Below are 17,553 nucleotides of genomic sequence, written 5' to 3'. Positions count from 1 at the left end.
AAGAGCGTAAGCGGCGACTAATTTGCGGATGATCACCCACGCAAGAGCCGCATCAGCAACGAACCGATGAACAACACAAGGAAGATCACGAACAGGATTTGAGCGATGCCCGCAGAGGCCGACGCGATTCCGCCAAAACCAAAAACACCTGCGATGATCGCAAGAACGAAAAAGATGACTGCCCAGGATAACATAAGATGTCCTTTCAATTCGATGTGGATGAGGTTCAAACGTCTGAGAACGCGGGTTGGTTCCCGATCGGGCCTTGGAACCAATGATCGTCTGTTGCGTTGTTTCAGCGAAAGGAGATCAACCATGTCACAAACAAAAAAAGCCCCAGCTACCGAACCCGCCATTGAAGACAAAGAGGCAGCCAACCGAATTGAAAGTGTTATCAGTGAGGCCAAGACTGCATTGCAGGATGGTGCTTCGGCCACACGCGACAATCTGAAGACTGCGCAAGAAGAAGTGCAACAGCAACTTTCGACGGCAACTGAAAAAAGCGTTACCTTCGTTCGCGAAAATCCCGGGCTTGCACTTGCCGGGGCGCTTGGGCTTGGCGTCTTGTTGGGAGTTGCACTTCGGAAAAGCGACCGCAGCTAACAGACCAACGTGATTGGCGTTGAATTGGTCTGGCCAGCCGTCATTGGCCTGATCTTCGCGGCGCTGCTCATCTGGTTGTTCATTCGGGATCGGTAAAAGATTAGCTGTGAAACTGCCGCCGCCATATACTTCTCAAAATCCAAAACCCGAAGCATCATCGGAGGTGCTTCGGGTTTTCAATTTCCGGCCTGATCTGCGCGTAGGCCAGCATTGTAAAAACCACTGTACCCCCGATAACATTGCCCACGAGAACGGGCAGAAAGAAACCAAAAGCTGCATCGTGGGCAGGCAACATGCCCTGCAGGATAAGTAAAGCCATTTCCACCGATCCGGCCACGATATGGGTAAAATCGCCTAAGGCTATCAGCCAGGTAAAAATCACGATAAGCAGCACTTCATTGTTTTGAGCTGACGGCAACATCCAGACAATCGCTGCGATCAGAATCCCAGCTGGGATAGCGCGCACAAAGCCTTCCCAGGCCCCCATACCGGTGGCGTGGCGGCTGAGCTCATTTAGGACCGCCAGAGTCTCGCTGTTCAGAACCGGCGTGTAGAGAAGAAAAGCTGATATGAGAAACGCCCCGACGACATTTGCAACCAAAACAATCACCCACAGTCGAGCCGTTTTAGAAAAACAGGATAGGGATGGCGTCATCATTGTTGGTACAACTGTCGTAATCGTGTTCTCGGTAAACAACTGCATTCGCCCAAGGATGACCAAGAGAAACCCCAGCGAGTAACCGAAGTTCTCAATGAGGTACCGCCAGCTGGTGTCAGGAAGATGGGCACGCAGTAGGGCTTCACCCAGAACAGAAAAGCTGATCAAAATTCCCGCAGCTATCCCAGACCAAAAGAGCGCCCTGACCGGTCGGCGCAGCTCTTCTTCGCCGTTCCGGCGGATGGTCTCGAAAATCAGCCGTGGGGACAGACCAGACGCCTCCTCGACAGCTTCTTTCTCGCTTTCTTTTTCCACCAGATCTTGTCTTTCGGATTCCGTATCAGCTGCCAAGACGTGCTCCCTCGCTAAAGCCCAAATGAAAACGCGCGGCAGCTTGCATTGTTCCAAATTTCAAGAAGCTTTTGATCGCTGCGACGCTGGGTATCGGTAGATAGCGATTATCAACCTTCACAGTATTCAATCCAAATGTGTCGTGGGATGGAACAATCCGGCTTCGGAAGGGTTTAAATACCGTAGCTATATGAAGACACACAATGAAAGGAACGTCGCTATGGTTGAGATTTATGGCATTGGTGGTCTGATCCTGTTGGTTTTGTCAATTTGGGCCGTCGTTTCGATTATCGGCTCCTCTGCGACGACAGGTTCGAAAATCCTCTGGGTACTTTTTGTCCTGATCCTTCCGCTCATAGGATTTATTTGTTGGTTGATTTTCGGCCCAAAAGCGACAAAGCGGGTTGCATAAACCAGCACGCAGAACGCGAGTTCACGTCACCGCGTGGTCGGCAAGGAACGCACCCTGCCGACCTTCGCTGAACAGATCTACACAGCACAAATTACCACATTCTACGCGTTAACGATGTAGGTCGGTATCAGCCCCGGTACTCCCTCCTTAAATTTTGACACAACTCACGTCAGACCACCTGTTACCATGGTCTGGTGGCATCATGCCTTTTCAAAGCAACGAGACCATCGATACGAGATCCTCTGTTGAGAATGGCCGTTTAAGGACGTTTGCGGAATATTCCGCAGCGATCGCGTCAGGGGCATCGATCAATAGTAGAGTACAATCCAATGCCTGAAGTCGTGTCACGAACCCCGCAAATTCGAGGTCGGCGCGCGTGTAGCTTATGATACTCAACTGCGGACAAAATCCGCTGTCGAGCAGGAGATGGGCAGCGTCATTGATTTCGCGCAGATGCTGAATTCGGGTGGCCTCAAGTGGCGATAGCGCTTCGCGTATGTCGGTTGCTTCGACAAAGTTTCCTGTGACAATCAATATATCTGATAAGGTCAGGGGACGATCTTTCATTTGGTTCCACCCAGCTGTGCTTTCATGTGAAACCGTATCGAGTCGACCGGAGGGCGCAATTAACTATGACATACCCAGAGCAAAACAACCTGATTGATTGCAAGCACTGCCCGCTTCGGAAAAAGGAGGTTTTTCTGCAATTTGACGACGACGAGTTGTCTTTCATGCAACAGTTCAAAACCGGGGAGATGCTGGCAGAACCCGGTACACAGCTGTTCATTGAGGGGTCAAAAGCTGCCCAACTCTATACAGCGCTCTCCGGTATGGGCATACGCTACAAGACGCTGGAAAACGGCCGCCGCCAGGTTGTCGGTTTCATTTTTCCAGGCGACTTTATTGGGTTGCAGGCCGGTGTCATGGGCGCCATGCGACATTCAGTAGAGGCAACCACGGCAATGCGCTTGTGTGTATTTAATCGCACTCGGCTTTTCGAGCTCTATCAAAGCCAGCCTGATCGTGCATTCAGCTTGACGTTCCTGGCGGCTGTGGAAGAGCACTTTCTTGGAGATGCGTTAACAACTGTCGGGCAGCGCGGCGCGATAGAGAAAATCGCATGGAGCCTTCATAGATTTTTTATCCGGTCGCGAGCCCTGGGCCTTGTAAAAAATGATCGCTGCCCTCTACCGTTTCGTCAACAGGATCTGGCAGATGCACTGGGCCTATCCTTGGTTCACACCAACAAAACACTGCGCAAATTAAGCGACAAGCACCTTGCGAACTGGTCAAAAGGTGTCCTGCAAGTCTTTGATCAGGACAAGCTGGCTGAAATTGGGTTGGTCGAGACAACCCAAGCCGAGCCAAGACCACTTATCTGACTATTTGAGAAAAAGTGTTTCGAATTTTCAAGAGACTCGGAGTCTGAACAGAAGCGCCGGCCGAAAAACCGGCCGGCGAATTTAGCAACGCGCATGGCGCTTTTTGACTTTTACGATTCTTCGTAGGAAGGCATTGCCTCCAGCATTTCCTTGTCCGCGTCCACGAATGCATACGTGGCCTCGCCATCGACCTCACGCATCAGCGAAACGCGAGAAAAGTCGATCAGCACATCTTTCTCGCCCACACCGAGGAAGCCGCCAACGCCGATCACCGCACCTTCCAGGGTGCCATCCGAATTGATGACCACGTTATCGATTTCGCCGATCCATTCTTGCGACATGTCGTAAACACGCATGCCGGTAAGGTCTTCCGCCGTTACCGTTTCAAACGCAACAGGGGTGTAGCCCTCGATATCGATGGTTGTCGGATCAACAGCATCGGCAACTTCACTGGCCTTCTCGCTCACATACTCTCCGGTTGCTTCGGCTGCCTGGTCGACATCTTCCGCCGTGTTCTTCGCTGCATCTTTGATATCTTCAGCCGTATTCGACACGGCATCGCCTGCCGCTTCGGCCGCTTCTCCAAGGTTTTCGCCCACCTTTTCCACGTTGGAGCTCTCTGCGATGGCAGGTGCTGACATCATCAGAACGATCGAAGTTGTGGTCAGGAAATGTTTCATAGTTAGCTCCTTCTGTCTGAGTTGACCGCTATTTCTTGCGGTCTCAGAAGAGAAACGAACTACGAGAGGTTTGGTTCCCTATTTCTTTCGGAAATATTTGTTTTTAAACAAAAAGACCGCGTCAGTGACGCGGCCATACCCTTCTGGTTTTTGCATCTAAACAGGGCGCACAGGATCCGTGACACTTGATACAACCAGATAGTCGCCCCCGGGGATATTTCTTAAAGCCTCATAAGGAATCTGTGTCACCTCATGACCATTGTCGACCTGCAAGAATAGCATGGATTTGCCTTCAAAATCGCAGCCTATGTCCTGAAGCACACCGATCTCACCCGATGGATCGAAGACTGAAGAGCCCTGAATTTTTCTGAACCAGTAGTACTCGTCTTTGGGCGGATCAGGGTGTGGCTTGTCTTGCAGAGCCTCGTTCAGCACCGCTCCGATAACCACCGGAGCTATCGTATTCCCAAACGGACCAATGACCTGCGGAGGAAGAACTGAAAGATCCAGGCTGCTTCCCGAGCTCGATGGATTGTTCTGACGCTTAGTACTGATCTCCTGAGCAGAAAAGACCGATACCAGATACTCTTCCTCGAAACGAAGGGTATCCGCCCGAAATATGATGGGATCATAACCACCCGTCATGTTCAGATTGACCAATATATACTGAAGAGGAGCGTCACCTGCCCTCACTGCCAAGTCTACGACCTCCCCGACTGTTTCGTCTCCTGTCCGGTCGCGGACCGGCATGCCGAGGAACGCAGATAACGTCATGGTTTGATATCCTTCTGACTGATATGTTGGACAATCTTGCCAAACATTCCGTCGCTTTTTCGATTCTGAGAGGCCGGATCGGGGACTTGGTTCAAGGCGCTACGCCCAACCCAACACCCTTTTACATATCGTCGATCAGCCTGTTTACAGCGTCACGGACATTCTCTTTTGTGTCGCCATATTTTTGCTGGATCAGCCCTTCCAACTGTTCCCGATCACCTCGGGCCTGCTCAATTTCATCATCGGTCAATCCCCATAGCGCTCCATAAGTTTGCCCTTGAACTCGGTCCAACGACCCATGATCTGATCCCAATTCATCCGCTTTTCCTTTCATTTCCAACATCACTGGACACATATGTCCCACCGTTTGCAGCTGTAGGTTCGAACCACCAAGTCCGGCACCAGCGTCGAAACACTGCAGGCGGCCAAGTCGTTTGGCAGGTTCTAACCCAGCTACTCGACGTCGGGAAAACGCACGTCGTCTTTCATGGTTCCAACAACCGCAAATTTTTCTCGCCGGGAACTGATTTCTGTCCAGGTGACAGTTGCCAAGAGTTTGTCGCCCCAAATGGAACAATCACAATGGTCGCGCGTTGGTGATGTGAGATCTGTTGAAAGGAGTTCACCAATGGCAAACCATCCCAGTAACTCAAGCAGTGCGAAGAAACACGCGAAGGACTTGGCGCAGAAAGCGAAGACTGTTGTGGAATCTGAAGCTACGGCTCGCGCTCAAGACTTGCAGGATAGGGCCGCCAATGAAGTAGACAACGTGGCGCAGGCTGCTGAATCCGCTGCTGAGGCATTTGATGCCGGCTCGGTCCAGCATCAAATGATGTCGAAAATTGCCGACAATATGGAAAACATAGCAGCACAGGTTCGCAACACCGACCTGCGCACCGTCAACCGAAAGGTGTCCGATTTTGCCCGCCAAAATCCATTGCTGTTTGTTGGCTCGGCCGCGTTGGTTGGCTTTGCCGCAACGCGGTTTCTGGGCGCTCGTAACACCCGCCAAACGACATCTGCAGAATTTGAAGCAGATCCCTGGGCGACACAGCAGCAACCCCAACGAAACACGTTGGATGATACGTCAGGCCACACAACAGTTCTGGCGAAAATGAATGAGGGCTACAATGCATAAAGAGCACGACCTGCGTCAGGCCCCCAACATGTTGGCGACTGCCTTGCGCCATCTGTCCCGTCTCATTCAGGGTGAGTTGAAATTGGCGAAGGCCGAGCTTTCGCTCAACCTGTCTCGGGCAGCATATGGGCTGGTCTTCTTTTTTTTGGCCGCCCTATTAGTTCTGGTCGCAATCCATCTCTTGGCAACTGCTTTGGTTGCCGCAATTGTCGCTGAGGGAATGTCAGTTGGATCTGCGTCGCTGATGGTTGCCGCGGGCTTGGTTCTGATTGCTGGCTGTTTCGCTGTCTGGGCAAGAGCACGCCTGTCTCTGGCCACGGTATCTCCCGACAAAACACTTCAAAATCTAAAGTCTGATGTCGATGCGATAAAGGAATCTGCTCATGACTGACCTGACTGAACTTGAAGATCACATTGCGTACGAACGAAATGCGTTGGCAACGTCTCTCGATAGTCTAACCGAAACACTTGCTCCGGATCGTCTGGCGCAAACCGCAAAAGAGGTTGTGGAGGGGTATGGCGGCGAGATCGGTATGCAGGTCTGGATTGCCGCCCGCAAGAATCCGGCGGCGTTCACGTTGTTTGGAGCAGGGTTAGCACTTTTGATGGCCGGTCCCGGCACACCAGTTCGAACACTGCAAAACAACCCTCGCACCAAAGCACCGCAAAACATGTCCGAAGAGTTTGATCGACGTGTTGAAGCCGCCGATGCGCAAATTAAGACGGAGATGACTGGAATGATGGAACAAGACTTTTCTGCCAACCGCCTCAGTGCTGCATTGGACCGAGGGTTGGACAAATTGTCCCCGAATGCGCGCTCGCGTGTCCTGCACGCCCGCAAAGCTGCGATTGAGGCTCAAAGAGCCGTTGAAAAGCGCGCGCAACGAACCGCCAAGGCATCCAAGTCGTTTCTTCATGAGCAACCAATCGCTGCTGGAGCCCTCGCCCTGGGCGTCGGAGTGCTGGTCGGTGCCCTGCTGCCGAACACTCGCAAGGAAGATGAACTTTTGGGGGCGCGGCGCGACGAACTGATGCGCAAAGCTCAGAATACCCTGACCGAAGAGATGGACAAGCTTTATGCTGCGGCAAGCGAAAAATTGGACGACGCGGCCTCACGAGCGTCGACTTCGTTGCGCAACCAAGGGTAGTGGTCGGTCGTGTCCCAATCATTTTTGAGTACCACGGCATTGCGCGTAATGATTGCAGTCATCACAGCGATTGCCGTGATCTCATCCCTGTATTTAGCTAAATCTATCCTTGCCCCGATTGCGTTCGCTCTTGTCCTCGGAGTCGTCGCCTCCCCGCTTGCAGACAAGCTCGAACGAGCGGGGTGTCCGCGGGTCGTTTCAGCTTCTGCCTTGCTGATCCTGACGTGCACTATAGTGGTTGCAGCATTTCTTCTTCTGGAACCGTTGCTTTCGACATTGGTCGAGCAATTACCGGCAATTCGGCGCGAGCTCCAATCGTGGGTCGCTGCGATGTCGGAATTCATGCGAGGCATTGAAACAATAGGGCGCGAAATAGAAGAAACAGTTGGGGCAGATGGGGAAGCTACTACCGAGACCGCCCTGCCCTCCGTCATGGATGCACTGTGGTTGGCGCCGAATTTTGGGTCTCAGATTCTGATATTCATTGGAACACTTTTCTTCTTCGTGTTAACTCGGCGCGAGCTCTATGCCTCAGCCGGCGCATTCAAGTCACGCCTCTATTTGGCAGACCAGGCTGTATATCGCTATTTCGCGGCAGTAACGCTTGTGAATATCGGCTTGGGGATTGTGACGTCAGCGGTCCTGGGGATAGTCGGCATCAGTGATCCGTTGATCTGGGGATTGGCCGCCGGGCTTTTGAACTTCATTCTCTACCTCGGCCCACTTGTAATCATGACAGGTTTGCTGATCGCTGGCCTCACACAGTTCGGAGGCGCGGCTGCTTTTTTACCTCCGCTCCTCTTTTTGATAATCAACGTATCAGAGGCCCAATTCGTAACACCGGTATTTGTTGGGCAACGCCTGCAAGTAAACCCGTTGGTTGTCTTTATCGCGATCGTATTTGGATTGTGGCTCTGGGGACCGGTTGGAGCGATCGTTGTTCTGCCCATTCTCCTGTGGTTTGGCGTATTGCTTAACCCAGAAGTTATGTCTCCGGCTATTGAGAGAAACGGCAACACACTGGATGGCTAAACGATGTCTTCGGTCACACCTGGCAATGGCTGTCGAATTTCGCTCCCTGCCTTCGGATCATGCGGCACCAGGAAGCCTGAGCGCCCTTCAGGGCGACGCAATCCATTCGCCTGAACTTCGCGACTCCACCATTCGAACATTTGGCCCGGCTCAAGACTGTATCGCGCACAGCCTTCAAACCACCAATGGTCAACCAGGGTTCGACGCAGCAAGTTGATGCGTTCTATGTCGGTCACACGCAGAGCTGCCTCGGTATCCCAACGCAATGATCGCCCATTGAGATTAGCGGACCCGACAAGCGCGAAAGTATCGTCAACAACAAGCACCTTATTGTGCACATGAATGATTGGAGATCCCGAGAGCACTTCAATATCGTCATGTGCTCCGCTGGCTGAGGCGGGTTGCACTGGCGTCGCAAGGGACACACGGTCTCCCAATCCCTCTTGAATGATGCTCAGGCACTTTGCCTGTAGGTCCAGACCGTAGCGTGCATCAAGACCAGTGTGTTTGCCGAACGCCACCTCTTCTGGCAACGCAGGTAATACCAACACCACCTTCAAACTCGAATTATTCTTTCCAGCCTCCGCCAAAGCCTCTGCGAGCTGGGTTGATCTGAAATATTGGGTTTCGATATGTATGAGATCTCTGGCGTCTTTGAATGCGTTGATGTGTTCATCTTCGATCTCTTGAGCAATTGTCTTCGGTGACAATCTCCAAAACCCAAACCGTCGAGGACTGGACAAGGTTCGGCGCAGGTATTTGCCTTTTGGCTGGGCAGTACCGGTGGCAATCTCATTCTCGAAACTATCAATATGCTGTGCGACTTCTTCCGCTTCAGGGCCGCGCACCAGTATTTGAACGTCGGACCAAGTATTCTTTGCCAAACGGTCATGATCTTGTGTGTCAAAGCGCCTTGCGTTCAGATCAAGCCCGCCGAGATAGCAGACCTGTCTATCGATCACTGCAATTTTCTGGTGATGAGACACCGTGTGTAGTTGAGGCAAACTGTCTGAGCCATTGCCTGCCGTGTCACGTTGCGATTGCGCTCGCTCGATCAGATGCTTTTTTTGCGTCTTTTTTCTTAAAACCGCAGGTAATAGCGCCGCCCAAGGTAATGTCCCTGCTTTGGCGGGATGCATCGATACACGAACATTCAAGGATTGAGCCAAATTCGGACCCAGGGTCTCGGCCAACTTCTGCGCCTGCCTTTTTGAGCGCCAGCTCAGCTCATGGAGTTCGGTGGCAAATACAGGATCGAAATCACTCAGAACCAGCTCAAATGACACGCCGTTGCGGATAACATATTCAAGCAAATCAAACCATGTTTCACCGATGTTTCGGGCCGCGGCGCCAACGAGCTTAGTCTCAAAATCAAAGATCCTGAAACTTGCCTTTATCTCTTCCTTTGCCTCAAGAACTGCTTGCTCAAACGCAGGCCAGGCTTGCTCTGCTGTGATCAGAACTTGAAAGTCACTCTGCTGCTGCCCTGGCATCGCCGTCTCCATCATTGGGCAGGTTTTTTGGTATGCTTGCACCATCAACCTCGGCAATCTCGAATGTCACCTCGTAGAGGTATTGAGAGGGTGTCTCAGTGACATGGTCTGATCCGTCAAGCTGGCTGACAAACGCCTGCATCAACCTCTGACCGATCCCGCCGCTATGAAACGCGGACTCTTCATCATCACTGCGTCCGCGGCTGTTGGCAATCTTCAAGACAATCGCTCCGTCAGTGGTCGCTCTCAACACCGCAGAGATCATTGGTGGGCCCTCTTCCGGTACACCAACGTACTTTATTGCGTTGGTCAACGCTTCGGCTGCGAGCATCGACAAAGTGACGGCTTGGTCCTGGCCCAATTCAATTGGTTGAATATCACAGATCACTTCGACGGGTTGACCAAGGATTGGTGGGCGGTGCGCAAGCTCGGAAACCAGACGACCAACCAGTGTCTCAGTGTTTATAGTCGTCATCTTCGAGTTCTGGTTCAGGGTTTGGTGCACCATCGCAAGGCCACGAACCCGCCGCTGAAGTTGGCCCAACAGGCGGCGGGCCTCGGCAGACTCTGCACTGCGCATATGCATGTTCATGATCGAAGCTATGAGCTGAAGATTGTTCTTAACTCTGTGGTGGACTTCCCGCAGCAGCAGTGTCTTCTCGACAAGGTCTTGTTCCTGCTGGTTTTCCGCCTCTCGGACAAGAACGACCATTCTGTTGAATGCGGTTTGGAGTTGCACAAACTCCTGCGGCGCATTTTTCAGACTCTCAATTTGATCACGCTCTCCCAACGCAAACCGGCGAACCGCCGATCGCAGGCTGTCGAGATGACGGATCACCAACCGGTGCAACCCCCAAAGAGCCACCCCCAAACCTGTCACCCACATCAAAATCGGAAACGCAACCGTCAACGCCTTTCCACCAGAACCAACAGAGGCAAGGGCGGCTTCACGAGGCCAGCTGCCGATCACGGCGACCTCGTCTGGAACGATTGTCGCAACAGCAAAAACACGATCTTCTCCCTCTGCTGTCCGCGCCGAGAAGGTCTTGCCCGAGTTGGATAACAGAAGCCAAGACTGTTTGTTCTGCGGCAAATACTCATTGACCAAATCGAGACCAATATTGGAAGACAGTACGTCTCCACCCTCGTCAAAAAGCGCAATGATCACTTCATGTGAGAAACTGTCGCCTTCCAATGGAGTGCGAGCCAACGCATGCGGGATTGAAATGGACACGAAACCCATCAGATTTGATTGGCTTATGACCGGCTGAGTGACGATGATTACCGATTGTCCGGTAACAGCGCCCGATCTATTCACGGAAAACGATAGTTGGGGATTTGCTGAAATCTCCAAAAAACCAGGTGCCCCGGAGAGGTCCATGATGCTACCTGCTGTTGAACACGACATGACACCATCGGGCTGAATGAACCCAGCAAAAACAAACTCGGGCTCACTGTCGATCAGCCTTTCCATCATTGCGGAGCAATTCGCATCCGTAATCGATGCCGAAGCCAACGAAGCAGACAAACCAGAACCAACACCCACGGCCCTCTGAAGAAGCTCGCGCTCCCGGTTAGCGGCTTCGATGGTTCGCGCCAGAACCGATTTTCGCGATTTTTCATCTGCTTCTATGATCACTGCGCGCGTTTGATATACAGCGATTAAACCCAACGGTAGAAGCGCCAGCGTCACAAGCAACGCCAGATAAACGGTCAGGCTGCGGCGCCCTGCTTCCATGGGCTATCAGGCCGCCGGTTGCGTTTGTACGATTGCGACCGTAACGGCATCAGTCAACTCTACTGGCTCGCTATCAGACAGGCCCATCAACTCTGCCAACTGTGCACGCGCTCTGTTGACACGGCTTTTAATCGTACCCACAGCAACCCCGCACATTTCTGCCGCATCCTCGTAAGAAAATCCTTGCGCGCCCACCAGGATGAGAGCTTCGCGTTGTTCGTCATTCAGTTGGTCAAAAGCCACCGAAAAATCCTTGAAGGCAAGACGACCGTCATGCTCGGGTTTTTGCGCGAGCGTTTCGGCCATTGCCCCATCCACGTCTTCAACTTCACGCTTCCGCTTCCGGTGCAGAGAAAAGTACGTGTTGCGCACGATCGTGAACAGCCAAGCACGCATGTTGGTTCCTTCCTCAAAGGAGTCAATCTTGCTCCAGGCTTTCACCAGAGCGTCCTGAACAATATCATCTGCTGTTGCTGCGTTCCGGCACAGACTAATTGCAAAAGCACGCATCGGACCGATATGTTCGACAAGTTCGTCTCTCGGGTCAGTCATCTATGCCTCCTGCGTCAGCGGTTTTTTTGCCGCTCTCCTGGGCGCGCAGTTGACTGAGCAGATCAACAAACCGATCAGGAACGGGTTCACTGGCAAGCTGATCGAAGGCTCGCTTGAGGTTTTCGTCTATTCTTTGTTCTATTTCTCGCCGGTCGTGGCGCGATTGCTGTGGATTTGTCATGGCATCATCAAAAAATTTTTCCTTTTCTCGGAACCATAACGCACGAGCATGCGTTTGGTTTCAAAGATAGTGAAAAAAATAAGGATGACAAAGTATGACGCAGCTGTCCGGAGTATCTGTGGCGGATCAGATCGGCCCTGTTTTGCCTTTTCTCCGCCGGTATGCCCGAGCGTTGACCGGTTCACAATCCCGCGGTGATGCATATGCTGCCGCAACGCTGGAAGCCATAATTTCAGACACTGATCGATATAACAGTGATCTGTCACCGAGAGTTGCACTTTTTCGCACATTTCATGGAATCTGGGCCACGTCCGGAAATGCTCTCGAAGCCAACGGCAACAGCGACGATCTGTTGACCCGTGCACATGCCCAGCTGGCCCGGTTGACCCCAAACACACGCGAAGCGTTGTTGCTCCGGACGGTTGAGGAATTTTCCGTCAGTGACATTGCGACGATTATGCAAATTGAGGCATCCGAAGCCTCCAAGCTTATCGACATTGCATATGACGAGATGGCCAAGCATATGTCTGGCCGTGTTCTAATCATCGAAGATGAAGCGATTATCGCCATGGATCTTGAGTCGATGGTTGCTGAGCTGGGTCATCGAGTTGTTGGCGTCGCGCGCACGGAGTCAGCCGCTTTGGATCTGGCAGAACGCGAACATTTTGACCTGGTTCTCTCAGATATTCAGTTGGCCGATAAATCCAGCGGTATTGACGCAGTTAACAGGATTCTTGAGACGCACGGCGATCGTCCGGTGATCTTTATCACCGCGTTTCCTGAGCGTCTGTTGACCGGCAAGGGGCCCGAACCAGCCTTCCTGATTTCAAAACCATACACGGAAGAACAGGTGAAATCTGCCGTCAGTCAGGCAATGTTCTTTGCGTCCAGCGCGATGATCGAAGTATGAGCATGGCGTTCTGATCAGCACTGATGGCAAATTCAAACAGCAGAAGGTGAGGTTCAATATGGCGAATGAAATCGCTGACACAGCAGAAACCGTGAAAGACACAGTGTGGGCTCAACTAACCCAGATATTAGACACAGAGCTCTATGACGGTAAGTCGTTGAGTGACCTGCTCACGCTCGAGGCCATTCTGGGGCTGGTTGCCAATACAATTGCAGCGCTCATCATCCTGATGCTGGGCCTCGCCGTATCTGGGTATATCCGCCGGAAGATCCGAGGAATTGGCGAACAATCTGAACACCTGGACGACACATTATTCAATTTTTTGGGCAATCTGGCCCGATATACAATTCTGGCCTTCACCGGTCTGTTCATTCTGAACACATTCGGCGTTCAGACAACCTCGATTATTGCTCTAATCGGTGCCGCCGGCCTGGCGATAGGTTTGGCACTCCAGGGCACGCTGTCAAACGTAGCGGCAGGAGTAATGATCATTCTGTTTCGTCCGCTTAAGATTGGTGACTTCGTGGACGTCGACGGGGTGCTCGGCACGGTTAAGGACATCACGCTGAATTACACAGAAATCGCCGATATGGGGAACGTGAAGGTGATCGTTCCGAATTCGGAAGTCTGGGGAAACACGATCAAGAACTACTCCGTATACGACAGACGTCGGGCTGAGTGGGAGTTTGGCGTCGGATACGGAGTCAACCTGGCAGATGCGGAGAAGGTCATTCGCGACACGATCATGGCCGATGAACGTTCACTCTCTGAGCCTGAGCCTTTTATCCAAGTCAATAATCTGGGCGCAAGCAGTGTGGATTTTCTGGTGCGTGTTTGGTGTAACTCATCGGAGTATTTTCAGTATCAGGCGGACATGAAACGCCGTGTGAAAGAAGCCCTGGATGAGGCGGACATCAACATCCCCTTCCCGACGCGCACATTGATGGTCGAGAATGCGTCGCCTGACATACAAAATAAAATTGCGGCTGAGTAAGTGAGACTGGCTGACGCTGCAACGGGTAGACGCGGTCCCAGTCGTTTGGGCGCAAAACTGATCGGACCACCCAGATCACCCTCGCCAAAGGCCAGTTTCCAATTCAGACAAGAGGATAGTAGATGACGCGCGTTGGGTACGAGAAGAAAGCGAAGCTGCAAATTGATACTTGGAATGCTCAAATTGATCATCTCGAAGCACAGCTAAAAACAGCTGAGGAAGATGCAAAAAGAGCCCTTCAAACACAACATATAGCGTTGTGCGCTGCACGAGCCGAGGCAGAGGCTAAGTTAGAAGAATTGCAGAAATCTGACGAAGAAGCATGGGACGACATTCGCGAAGGATATGAGGCGGCCTGGGATGACATGCAAAACGCCCTTAGCAAGGCGGCAAATAAACTCACCTGATCATCATCAATCGATAAGACAGTCGGGGTGAAGTTCGCCTGCGATCTGGCAGGTCCTCAAAACTTAGAAAACAAGTTGGATGACTGATACACCGCAGCTTTCTGCGCACTTTTCATACCCATCCGCACAGCATTGTTGCCCGCTGCAGGTGGTTCCTTAAACGGTCTCATCAAAATCCAACGGGCTTAGTAACAATCAATACCTGCGTCCAGTTTGGTAGAAAAGAAAGGAAAACACTATGAGCTGGGATGATATCCAAGATCAGTGGGAAACCCTAAAAGGACGAGTTCAGGCCAAATGGGCTGAGCTATCGCATGACGAAATTGATCAGATCGCGGGAAAACGAGAAAAATTGGTCGAGATTATTCACCAAAAATATGGCAGGTCCAGAGGCGATGTCGAAAAGGAAGTGGACGAGTTTCTGTCATCAGAATAGCTAACGATCTTCCCGGTACACCAAATATCAACTTTGGCATGAGTTGGTGGAAATTGATCGGCCAACCTCAGACTTCAGTCGTCGTGGATTATTGCTTGCAATCATGTCTCTAAAGCGACCGTTTCCGCAGTGACTTGCTACATCTTGCGGGGTCTTTGCCTGCTTCCGCACACTGTTTAACAGAAACCCGTGAATAGCAGAATTCTTCGGAACCAATTCTCCTGGAACACGTTCTTCAACTGCGCTCTTGAAAAGAATGCAACGAAGGAGAATGACGATGAAACACTTGATCCAAAGCACAGCACTGATTTCTGTGATGGCAACCGCCGCTGCTGCTCAAACGCAGGTCTCAAAAATTGACGTGGTAGCAGATTTGTCTGCCCTTCAAACATACGAGGCCGCAAGTGCGTGGAAGAACCTGGAAACAGACCTCGAAACAGCAATCGCTGAAAGGCTCGTCTCGCAAATCGCTCCGGAAGATGTCGAAGGGGCTGAAATCGAGATCGATCTCGACGAGGTAACACTTGCGAACAACTTCGAAACCGCGATCGGTGTTGGCGAATGGACGCTGGTGGGGGATGTGGACCTCGACATGCCGGACGCAAGCAAGGACGAGAACTACACTTTGACCGTCTCCACTGACCAGATACGCGTCTTCTACCCTGAAGGAACAAATTCTGATGAGGTGTCGGTTGATAGCGACGTATTCTATCAGGCGGTTGTGGCGGCATTTGCTGACAACGTCGCTTCAAAACTGAAGTGAGGGAACAACAATGCGAAACCTGGCAGCACTTATAGCAATTTTGACACTGACGGCATGTGAAACAGTTGAAGGGTTCGGGCGAGACGTATCTAACGCCGGAAACCAGATCAGCGAAGAAGCACAGGAAGCACAGTAAATTTTTGCCGGCGTCCCACTAAGACAAACAAGCCCGGGCTGCGCCCCGGGCTTTCTTGCATCATGCGCTGCTTAGCCCAAGTAAAGATATCCGTGGTCCATCGATTCAGTATATTTTGTGATCAGGGTATTAAGTTGCGGAGACAAAAAATGGAGAAAGTACTTGGCTTTGGCGGATTTTTCTTCAGAGCGGAGGATCCGGCCGCGCTGGCAGATTGGTATTTCAAACACCTCGGTATAAGCCCAGTTCCCAACGACTATGAAACGCCCTGCTGGGTGCAAGAAGCCGGCGAGACGGTCTTCGCGCCGTTCGAAAAGGTCACCGAGTATTTTGGCAATCGTGAAAGGCCTTTCATGTTGAACTTCCGTGTTCGCGATCTCGATAAGATCATCGCTCAGCTGGAAGCGGAAAACATAGAAGTGCGCCCTGATCCAGATTCTCCGTATCCCAATGGAAAGTTTGCATGGCTGAACGACCCTGAAGGCAATCCAATCGAACTTTGGGAACCGGCATGACAGGCAGCTGGGCGCGGTTTTCATGTTGCTGAGAGCCCATGTGGCACCTTTGCGGCAATGCTGCGCGTTGCACTAATCCACAGACCATTTTTCAGAATGCTTGATCCATGCCGCATGACAGTTTTGGACCAGCGGGATGCCTTTGAAGTTTCGAACAGCATTGACTCAAATCAATGACCAAACAGCGCAAATACCGATACCTCGCACTCATGCTGAGAGGTACTGCAATGAATTCAAACAAGACGGGTCGGATTGTTTGGCATGACTTGTTTACAGCCGATGCACACTTGTCCCAAAGCTTCTACGAAAGAGTCGCGGGCTGGAGTCACTTGGTCGAACACGCAACCAACTTTGCATGGGGAGGAGGCGAGGGAGACTATATCCTAAGCGTATTGTCCAATGAGGCAGGTGCAGGGATCGTGGAACCCAAAATGCCGCACCTACGTGGCTGGGTTCCGTATGTCGAGGTTGATGATGTCGACCGGGCCGCGGAAAGGTGTGTCGGTCTCTGCGGCAGAGTTGTGAAACCTCCCTTCGAGGTCCCAGGTGTCGGGCGCAACTGTCTTTTATGCGATCCCAATGGGGCGTTCGTTGGCATTTGCTTTTCCACACACGCCTTTCCGGCGCCAGCCAAACAATTCGGTCCCGAGGTCTACCTATCGCAAAGCAATGACTACCCAAACAAATTCTACGATGAGTTGTTTGGTTGGAAACGCCACACTGAGAGCAGCCGTGGTAATTTAACTCATTCGATTATGCGAGCTGATGCCAATGTCGGTTTGCATCATACAACAGTGATCGATCCTTGGAGCCCAATGTGGGTTCCCACCGTTCGGGTTGGGAACCTCTTCGACGCGCTGGATCAAGTGCGCGAAATGAATGGCGAAATTGTTGCGCAGCAGAATTGCAGGTCTAAAAAACATGACATGGCACTGATACGCGACACGAACGGTACCTACTCTTACCTCCTTGAAGCTCAAGAAAACGGAAGCGGTTAGAGTTCGGTTTGCGTATGCGTTGCAGGTGAAGAGCGTTTTTAAGTCGGATTGCCCCATCTGTGCACGATTATCGCGTCCTTGATGTTTGTTCTCGGTGCCGTTGTTGGGGCGTCTATAGAATACTTAACCCGAACTTCATCGACATGCTGAGTGAGGATCTCCGGGAACTTCACCAATGTGAAAGTAGCTCCACAGTAAACGTTTATGGCTATAATCGGTCGAACCAGTCACGCCTAATGCTACAGATGACAG

The 17,553-nt window shown here is 51.8% G+C and carries 25 protein-coding genes; 15 read left to right on the top strand and 10 right to left on the bottom strand.

Features of this window, described 5'->3' with window-relative positions; all coding sequences use genetic code 11:
- Positions 1-32: 32 nt before the first annotated feature.
- On the bottom strand, positions 33-194 hold the full coding sequence (locus AC2FNN_RS07885) for a DUF1328 domain-containing protein (RefSeq protein WP_171331892.1): 162 nt from the start codon (positions 192-194) through the stop codon (positions 33-35).
- Between the two features lie 121 nt (positions 195-315).
- Here AC2FNN_RS07885 and AC2FNN_RS07880 point away from each other — a divergent pair, with 121 nt between their 5' ends.
- Positions 316-603, top strand: a complete 288-nt coding sequence (locus AC2FNN_RS07880) for a hypothetical protein (RefSeq protein WP_496757741.1) — start codon at positions 316-318, stop codon at positions 601-603.
- A 154-nt stretch (positions 604-757) separates the two neighbouring features.
- On the opposite strand, the gene AC2FNN_RS07875 is transcribed toward AC2FNN_RS07880, so the two are convergent.
- On the bottom strand, positions 758-1,612 hold the full coding sequence (locus AC2FNN_RS07875) for a formate/nitrite transporter family protein (RefSeq protein WP_496757739.1): 855 nt from the start codon (positions 1,610-1,612) through the stop codon (positions 758-760).
- Between the two features lie 220 nt (positions 1,613-1,832).
- Here AC2FNN_RS07875 and AC2FNN_RS07870 point away from each other — a divergent pair, with 220 nt between their 5' ends.
- Entirely contained in the window at positions 1,833-2,024 is a 192-nt protein-coding gene (locus AC2FNN_RS07870; RefSeq protein ID WP_496757738.1) for a PLDc N-terminal domain-containing protein, read from the top strand.
- 210 nt (positions 2,025-2,234) lie between these two features.
- Here AC2FNN_RS07870 and AC2FNN_RS07865 read toward each other — a convergent pair whose 3' ends face one another.
- Positions 2,235-2,591, bottom strand: coding sequence for a hypothetical protein (locus AC2FNN_RS07865; RefSeq protein WP_480437220.1), 357 nt, complete (start codon positions 2,589-2,591; stop codon positions 2,235-2,237).
- A 65-nt stretch (positions 2,592-2,656) separates the two neighbouring features.
- Here AC2FNN_RS07865 and AC2FNN_RS07860 point away from each other — a divergent pair, with 65 nt between their 5' ends.
- Positions 2,657-3,406, top strand: a complete 750-nt coding sequence (locus AC2FNN_RS07860) for a Crp/Fnr family transcriptional regulator (protein WP_480437217.1) — start codon at positions 2,657-2,659, stop codon at positions 3,404-3,406.
- Between the two features lie 110 nt (positions 3,407-3,516).
- Here AC2FNN_RS07860 and AC2FNN_RS07855 read toward each other — a convergent pair whose 3' ends face one another.
- The 3 genes from AC2FNN_RS07855 to AC2FNN_RS07845 form a co-directional block, all read right to left on the bottom strand.
- Entirely contained in the window at positions 3,517-4,086 is a 570-nt protein-coding gene (locus AC2FNN_RS07855) for a PRC-barrel domain-containing protein (RefSeq protein WP_480755063.1), read from the bottom strand.
- A 156-nt stretch (positions 4,087-4,242) separates the two neighbouring features.
- Entirely contained in the window at positions 4,243-4,860 is a 618-nt protein-coding gene (locus AC2FNN_RS07850) for a hypothetical protein (RefSeq protein ID WP_496757737.1), read from the bottom strand.
- A gap of 121 nt (positions 4,861-4,981) precedes the next feature.
- Entirely contained in the window at positions 4,982-5,203 is a 222-nt protein-coding gene (locus tag AC2FNN_RS07845; RefSeq protein ID WP_496757736.1) for a CsbD family protein, read from the bottom strand.
- A 285-nt stretch (positions 5,204-5,488) separates the two neighbouring features.
- Here AC2FNN_RS07845 and AC2FNN_RS07840 point away from each other — a divergent pair, with 285 nt between their 5' ends.
- The 4 genes from AC2FNN_RS07840 (at position 5,489) to AC2FNN_RS07825 (ending at position 8,178) form a co-directional block, all read left to right on the top strand.
- On the top strand, positions 5,489-5,998 hold the full coding sequence (locus AC2FNN_RS07840) for a hypothetical protein (RefSeq protein WP_496757735.1): 510 nt from the start codon (positions 5,489-5,491) through the stop codon (positions 5,996-5,998).
- Positions 5,991-6,389, top strand: coding sequence for a phage holin family protein (locus AC2FNN_RS07835; protein WP_496757734.1), 399 nt, complete (start codon positions 5,991-5,993; stop codon positions 6,387-6,389). The genes AC2FNN_RS07840 and AC2FNN_RS07835 overlap by 8 nt, the downstream gene beginning before the upstream one ends.
- A gap of 142 nt (positions 6,390-6,531) precedes the next feature.
- The gene (locus AC2FNN_RS07830) at positions 6,532-7,146 is read left to right on the top strand and encodes a hypothetical protein (protein WP_496757733.1); all 615 of its coding nucleotides are present in this window, start codon (positions 6,532-6,534) and stop codon (positions 7,144-7,146) included.
- A gap of 9 nt (positions 7,147-7,155) precedes the next feature.
- Positions 7,156-8,178, top strand: a complete 1,023-nt coding sequence (locus AC2FNN_RS07825; protein ID WP_496757732.1) for an AI-2E family transporter — start codon at positions 7,156-7,158, stop codon at positions 8,176-8,178.
- On the opposite strand, the gene AC2FNN_RS07820 is transcribed toward AC2FNN_RS07825, so the two are convergent.
- Genes AC2FNN_RS07820 through AC2FNN_RS07805 form a run of 4 tightly spaced genes read right to left on the bottom strand, consistent with a single transcriptional unit; the run spans position 8,175 to position 12,142 of the window.
- Positions 8,175-9,671 (bottom strand): phospholipase D family protein, encoded by a 1,497-nt coding sequence (locus AC2FNN_RS07820; RefSeq protein ID WP_496757730.1) that lies wholly within the window; start codon positions 9,669-9,671, stop codon positions 8,175-8,177. The two genes, AC2FNN_RS07825 and AC2FNN_RS07820, sit on opposite strands and share 4 nt — an antisense overlap.
- Positions 9,649-11,409, bottom strand: a complete 1,761-nt coding sequence (locus tag AC2FNN_RS07815) for a sensor histidine kinase (RefSeq protein WP_496757728.1) — start codon at positions 11,407-11,409, stop codon at positions 9,649-9,651. The genes AC2FNN_RS07820 and AC2FNN_RS07815 overlap by 23 nt, the downstream gene beginning before the upstream one ends.
- Before the next feature lie 6 nt (positions 11,410-11,415).
- The gene (locus AC2FNN_RS07810; protein WP_171331880.1) at positions 11,416-11,961 is read right to left on the bottom strand and encodes an RNA polymerase sigma factor; all 546 of its coding nucleotides are present in this window, start codon (positions 11,959-11,961) and stop codon (positions 11,416-11,418) included.
- The gene (locus tag AC2FNN_RS07805; protein ID WP_496757726.1) at positions 11,954-12,142 is read right to left on the bottom strand and encodes a NepR family anti-sigma factor; all 189 of its coding nucleotides are present in this window, start codon (positions 12,140-12,142) and stop codon (positions 11,954-11,956) included. The genes AC2FNN_RS07810 and AC2FNN_RS07805 overlap by 8 nt, the downstream gene beginning before the upstream one ends.
- Before the next feature lie 94 nt (positions 12,143-12,236).
- Here AC2FNN_RS07805 and AC2FNN_RS07800 point away from each other — a divergent pair, with 94 nt between their 5' ends.
- The 8 genes from AC2FNN_RS07800 to AC2FNN_RS07765 all read left to right on the top strand — a co-directional run bounded on the left by AC2FNN_RS07800 (position 12,237) and on the right by AC2FNN_RS07765 (position 17,301).
- The gene (locus tag AC2FNN_RS07800; RefSeq protein WP_496757725.1) at positions 12,237-13,052 is read left to right on the top strand and encodes a response regulator; all 816 of its coding nucleotides are present in this window, start codon (positions 12,237-12,239) and stop codon (positions 13,050-13,052) included.
- A gap of 58 nt (positions 13,053-13,110) precedes the next feature.
- The gene (locus AC2FNN_RS07795) at positions 13,111-14,046 is read left to right on the top strand and encodes a mechanosensitive ion channel family protein (protein WP_496757724.1); all 936 of its coding nucleotides are present in this window, start codon (positions 13,111-13,113) and stop codon (positions 14,044-14,046) included.
- Positions 14,047-14,168: 122 nt separating this feature from the next.
- On the top strand, positions 14,169-14,453 hold the full coding sequence (locus AC2FNN_RS07790) for a sll1863 family stress response protein (RefSeq protein WP_496757723.1): 285 nt from the start codon (positions 14,169-14,171) through the stop codon (positions 14,451-14,453).
- A gap of 238 nt (positions 14,454-14,691) precedes the next feature.
- Positions 14,692-14,889, top strand: coding sequence for a CsbD family protein (locus AC2FNN_RS07785; RefSeq protein ID WP_480437187.1), 198 nt, complete (start codon positions 14,692-14,694; stop codon positions 14,887-14,889).
- 277 nt (positions 14,890-15,166) lie between these two features.
- Positions 15,167-15,652 (top strand): hypothetical protein, encoded by a 486-nt coding sequence (locus AC2FNN_RS07780; RefSeq protein WP_496757721.1) that lies wholly within the window; start codon positions 15,167-15,169, stop codon positions 15,650-15,652.
- A gap of 10 nt (positions 15,653-15,662) precedes the next feature.
- Positions 15,663-15,788: an entericidin A/B family lipoprotein gene (locus AC2FNN_RS07775; protein WP_171331873.1), complete on the top strand. Its 126-nt coding sequence runs from the start codon at positions 15,663-15,665 to the stop codon at positions 15,786-15,788.
- A gap of 149 nt (positions 15,789-15,937) precedes the next feature.
- On the top strand, positions 15,938-16,303 hold the full coding sequence (locus AC2FNN_RS07770; protein ID WP_496757720.1) for a VOC family protein: 366 nt from the start codon (positions 15,938-15,940) through the stop codon (positions 16,301-16,303).
- A gap of 173 nt (positions 16,304-16,476) precedes the next feature.
- The gene (locus tag AC2FNN_RS07765) at positions 16,477-17,301 is read left to right on the top strand and encodes a VOC family protein (RefSeq protein ID WP_496757719.1); all 825 of its coding nucleotides are present in this window, start codon (positions 16,477-16,479) and stop codon (positions 17,299-17,301) included.
- Positions 17,302-17,553 lie beyond the last annotated feature (252 nt).

This window comes from Ruegeria sp. BHSA118 (assembly GCF_059613405.1).
The sequence above is the reverse complement of the archived record's forward strand: the minus strand, read 5'-3'. Positions and strand labels throughout refer to the sequence as shown.

What these genes read in the sequence shown, in the direction of transcription:
- AC2FNN_RS07885 (WP_171331892.1), bottom strand. Translation starts at nt 194, where the DNA reads ATGTTATCCTGGGCAGTCATCTTTTTCGTTCTTGCGATCATCGCAGGT.
- AC2FNN_RS07880 (WP_496757741.1), top strand. Translation starts at nt 316, where the DNA reads ATGTCACAAACAAAAAAAGCCCCAGCTACCGAACCCGCCATTGAAGAC.
- AC2FNN_RS07870 (WP_496757738.1), top strand. Translation starts at nt 1,833, where the DNA reads ATGGTTGAGATTTATGGCATTGGTGGTCTGATCCTGTTGGTTTTGTCA.
- AC2FNN_RS07865 (WP_480437220.1), bottom strand. Translation starts at nt 2,591, where the DNA reads ATGAAAGATCGTCCCCTGACCTTATCAGATATATTGATTGTCACAGGA.
- AC2FNN_RS07860 (WP_480437217.1), top strand. Translation starts at nt 2,657, where the DNA reads ATGACATACCCAGAGCAAAACAACCTGATTGATTGCAAGCACTGCCCG.
- AC2FNN_RS07855 (WP_480755063.1), bottom strand. Translation starts at nt 4,086, where the DNA reads ATGAAACATTTCCTGACCACAACTTCGATCGTTCTGATGATGTCAGCA.
- AC2FNN_RS07850 (WP_496757737.1), bottom strand. Translation starts at nt 4,860, where the DNA reads ATGACGTTATCTGCGTTCCTCGGCATGCCGGTCCGCGACCGGACAGGA.
- AC2FNN_RS07845 (WP_496757736.1), bottom strand. Translation starts at nt 5,203, where the DNA reads ATGTTGGAAATGAAAGGAAAAGCGGATGAATTGGGATCAGATCATGGG.
- AC2FNN_RS07840 (WP_496757735.1), top strand. Translation starts at nt 5,489, where the DNA reads ATGGCAAACCATCCCAGTAACTCAAGCAGTGCGAAGAAACACGCGAAG.
- AC2FNN_RS07835 (WP_496757734.1), top strand. Translation starts at nt 5,991, where the DNA reads ATGCATAAAGAGCACGACCTGCGTCAGGCCCCCAACATGTTGGCGACT.
- AC2FNN_RS07830 (WP_496757733.1), top strand. Translation starts at nt 6,532, where the DNA reads ATGCAGGTCTGGATTGCCGCCCGCAAGAATCCGGCGGCGTTCACGTTG.
- AC2FNN_RS07820 (WP_496757730.1), bottom strand. Translation starts at nt 9,671, where the DNA reads ATGCCAGGGCAGCAGCAGAGTGACTTTCAAGTTCTGATCACAGCAGAG.
- AC2FNN_RS07815 (WP_496757728.1), bottom strand. Translation starts at nt 11,409, where the DNA reads ATGGAAGCAGGGCGCCGCAGCCTGACCGTTTATCTGGCGTTGCTTGTG.
- AC2FNN_RS07810 (WP_171331880.1), bottom strand. Translation starts at nt 11,961, where the DNA reads ATGACTGACCCGAGAGACGAACTTGTCGAACATATCGGTCCGATGCGT.
- AC2FNN_RS07805 (WP_496757726.1), bottom strand. Translation starts at nt 12,142, where the DNA reads ATGACAAATCCACAGCAATCGCGCCACGACCGGCGAGAAATAGAACAA.
- AC2FNN_RS07800 (WP_496757725.1), top strand. Translation starts at nt 12,237, where the DNA reads ATGACGCAGCTGTCCGGAGTATCTGTGGCGGATCAGATCGGCCCTGTT.
- AC2FNN_RS07795 (WP_496757724.1), top strand. Translation starts at nt 13,111, where the DNA reads ATGGCGAATGAAATCGCTGACACAGCAGAAACCGTGAAAGACACAGTG.
- AC2FNN_RS07790 (WP_496757723.1), top strand. Translation starts at nt 14,169, where the DNA reads ATGACGCGCGTTGGGTACGAGAAGAAAGCGAAGCTGCAAATTGATACT.
- AC2FNN_RS07785 (WP_480437187.1), top strand. Translation starts at nt 14,692, where the DNA reads ATGAGCTGGGATGATATCCAAGATCAGTGGGAAACCCTAAAAGGACGA.
- AC2FNN_RS07780 (WP_496757721.1), top strand. Translation starts at nt 15,167, where the DNA reads ATGAAACACTTGATCCAAAGCACAGCACTGATTTCTGTGATGGCAACC.
- AC2FNN_RS07775 (WP_171331873.1), top strand. Translation starts at nt 15,663, where the DNA reads ATGCGAAACCTGGCAGCACTTATAGCAATTTTGACACTGACGGCATGT.
- AC2FNN_RS07770 (WP_496757720.1), top strand. Translation starts at nt 15,938, where the DNA reads ATGGAGAAAGTACTTGGCTTTGGCGGATTTTTCTTCAGAGCGGAGGAT.
- AC2FNN_RS07765 (WP_496757719.1), top strand. Translation starts at nt 16,477, where the DNA reads ATGACCAAACAGCGCAAATACCGATACCTCGCACTCATGCTGAGAGGT.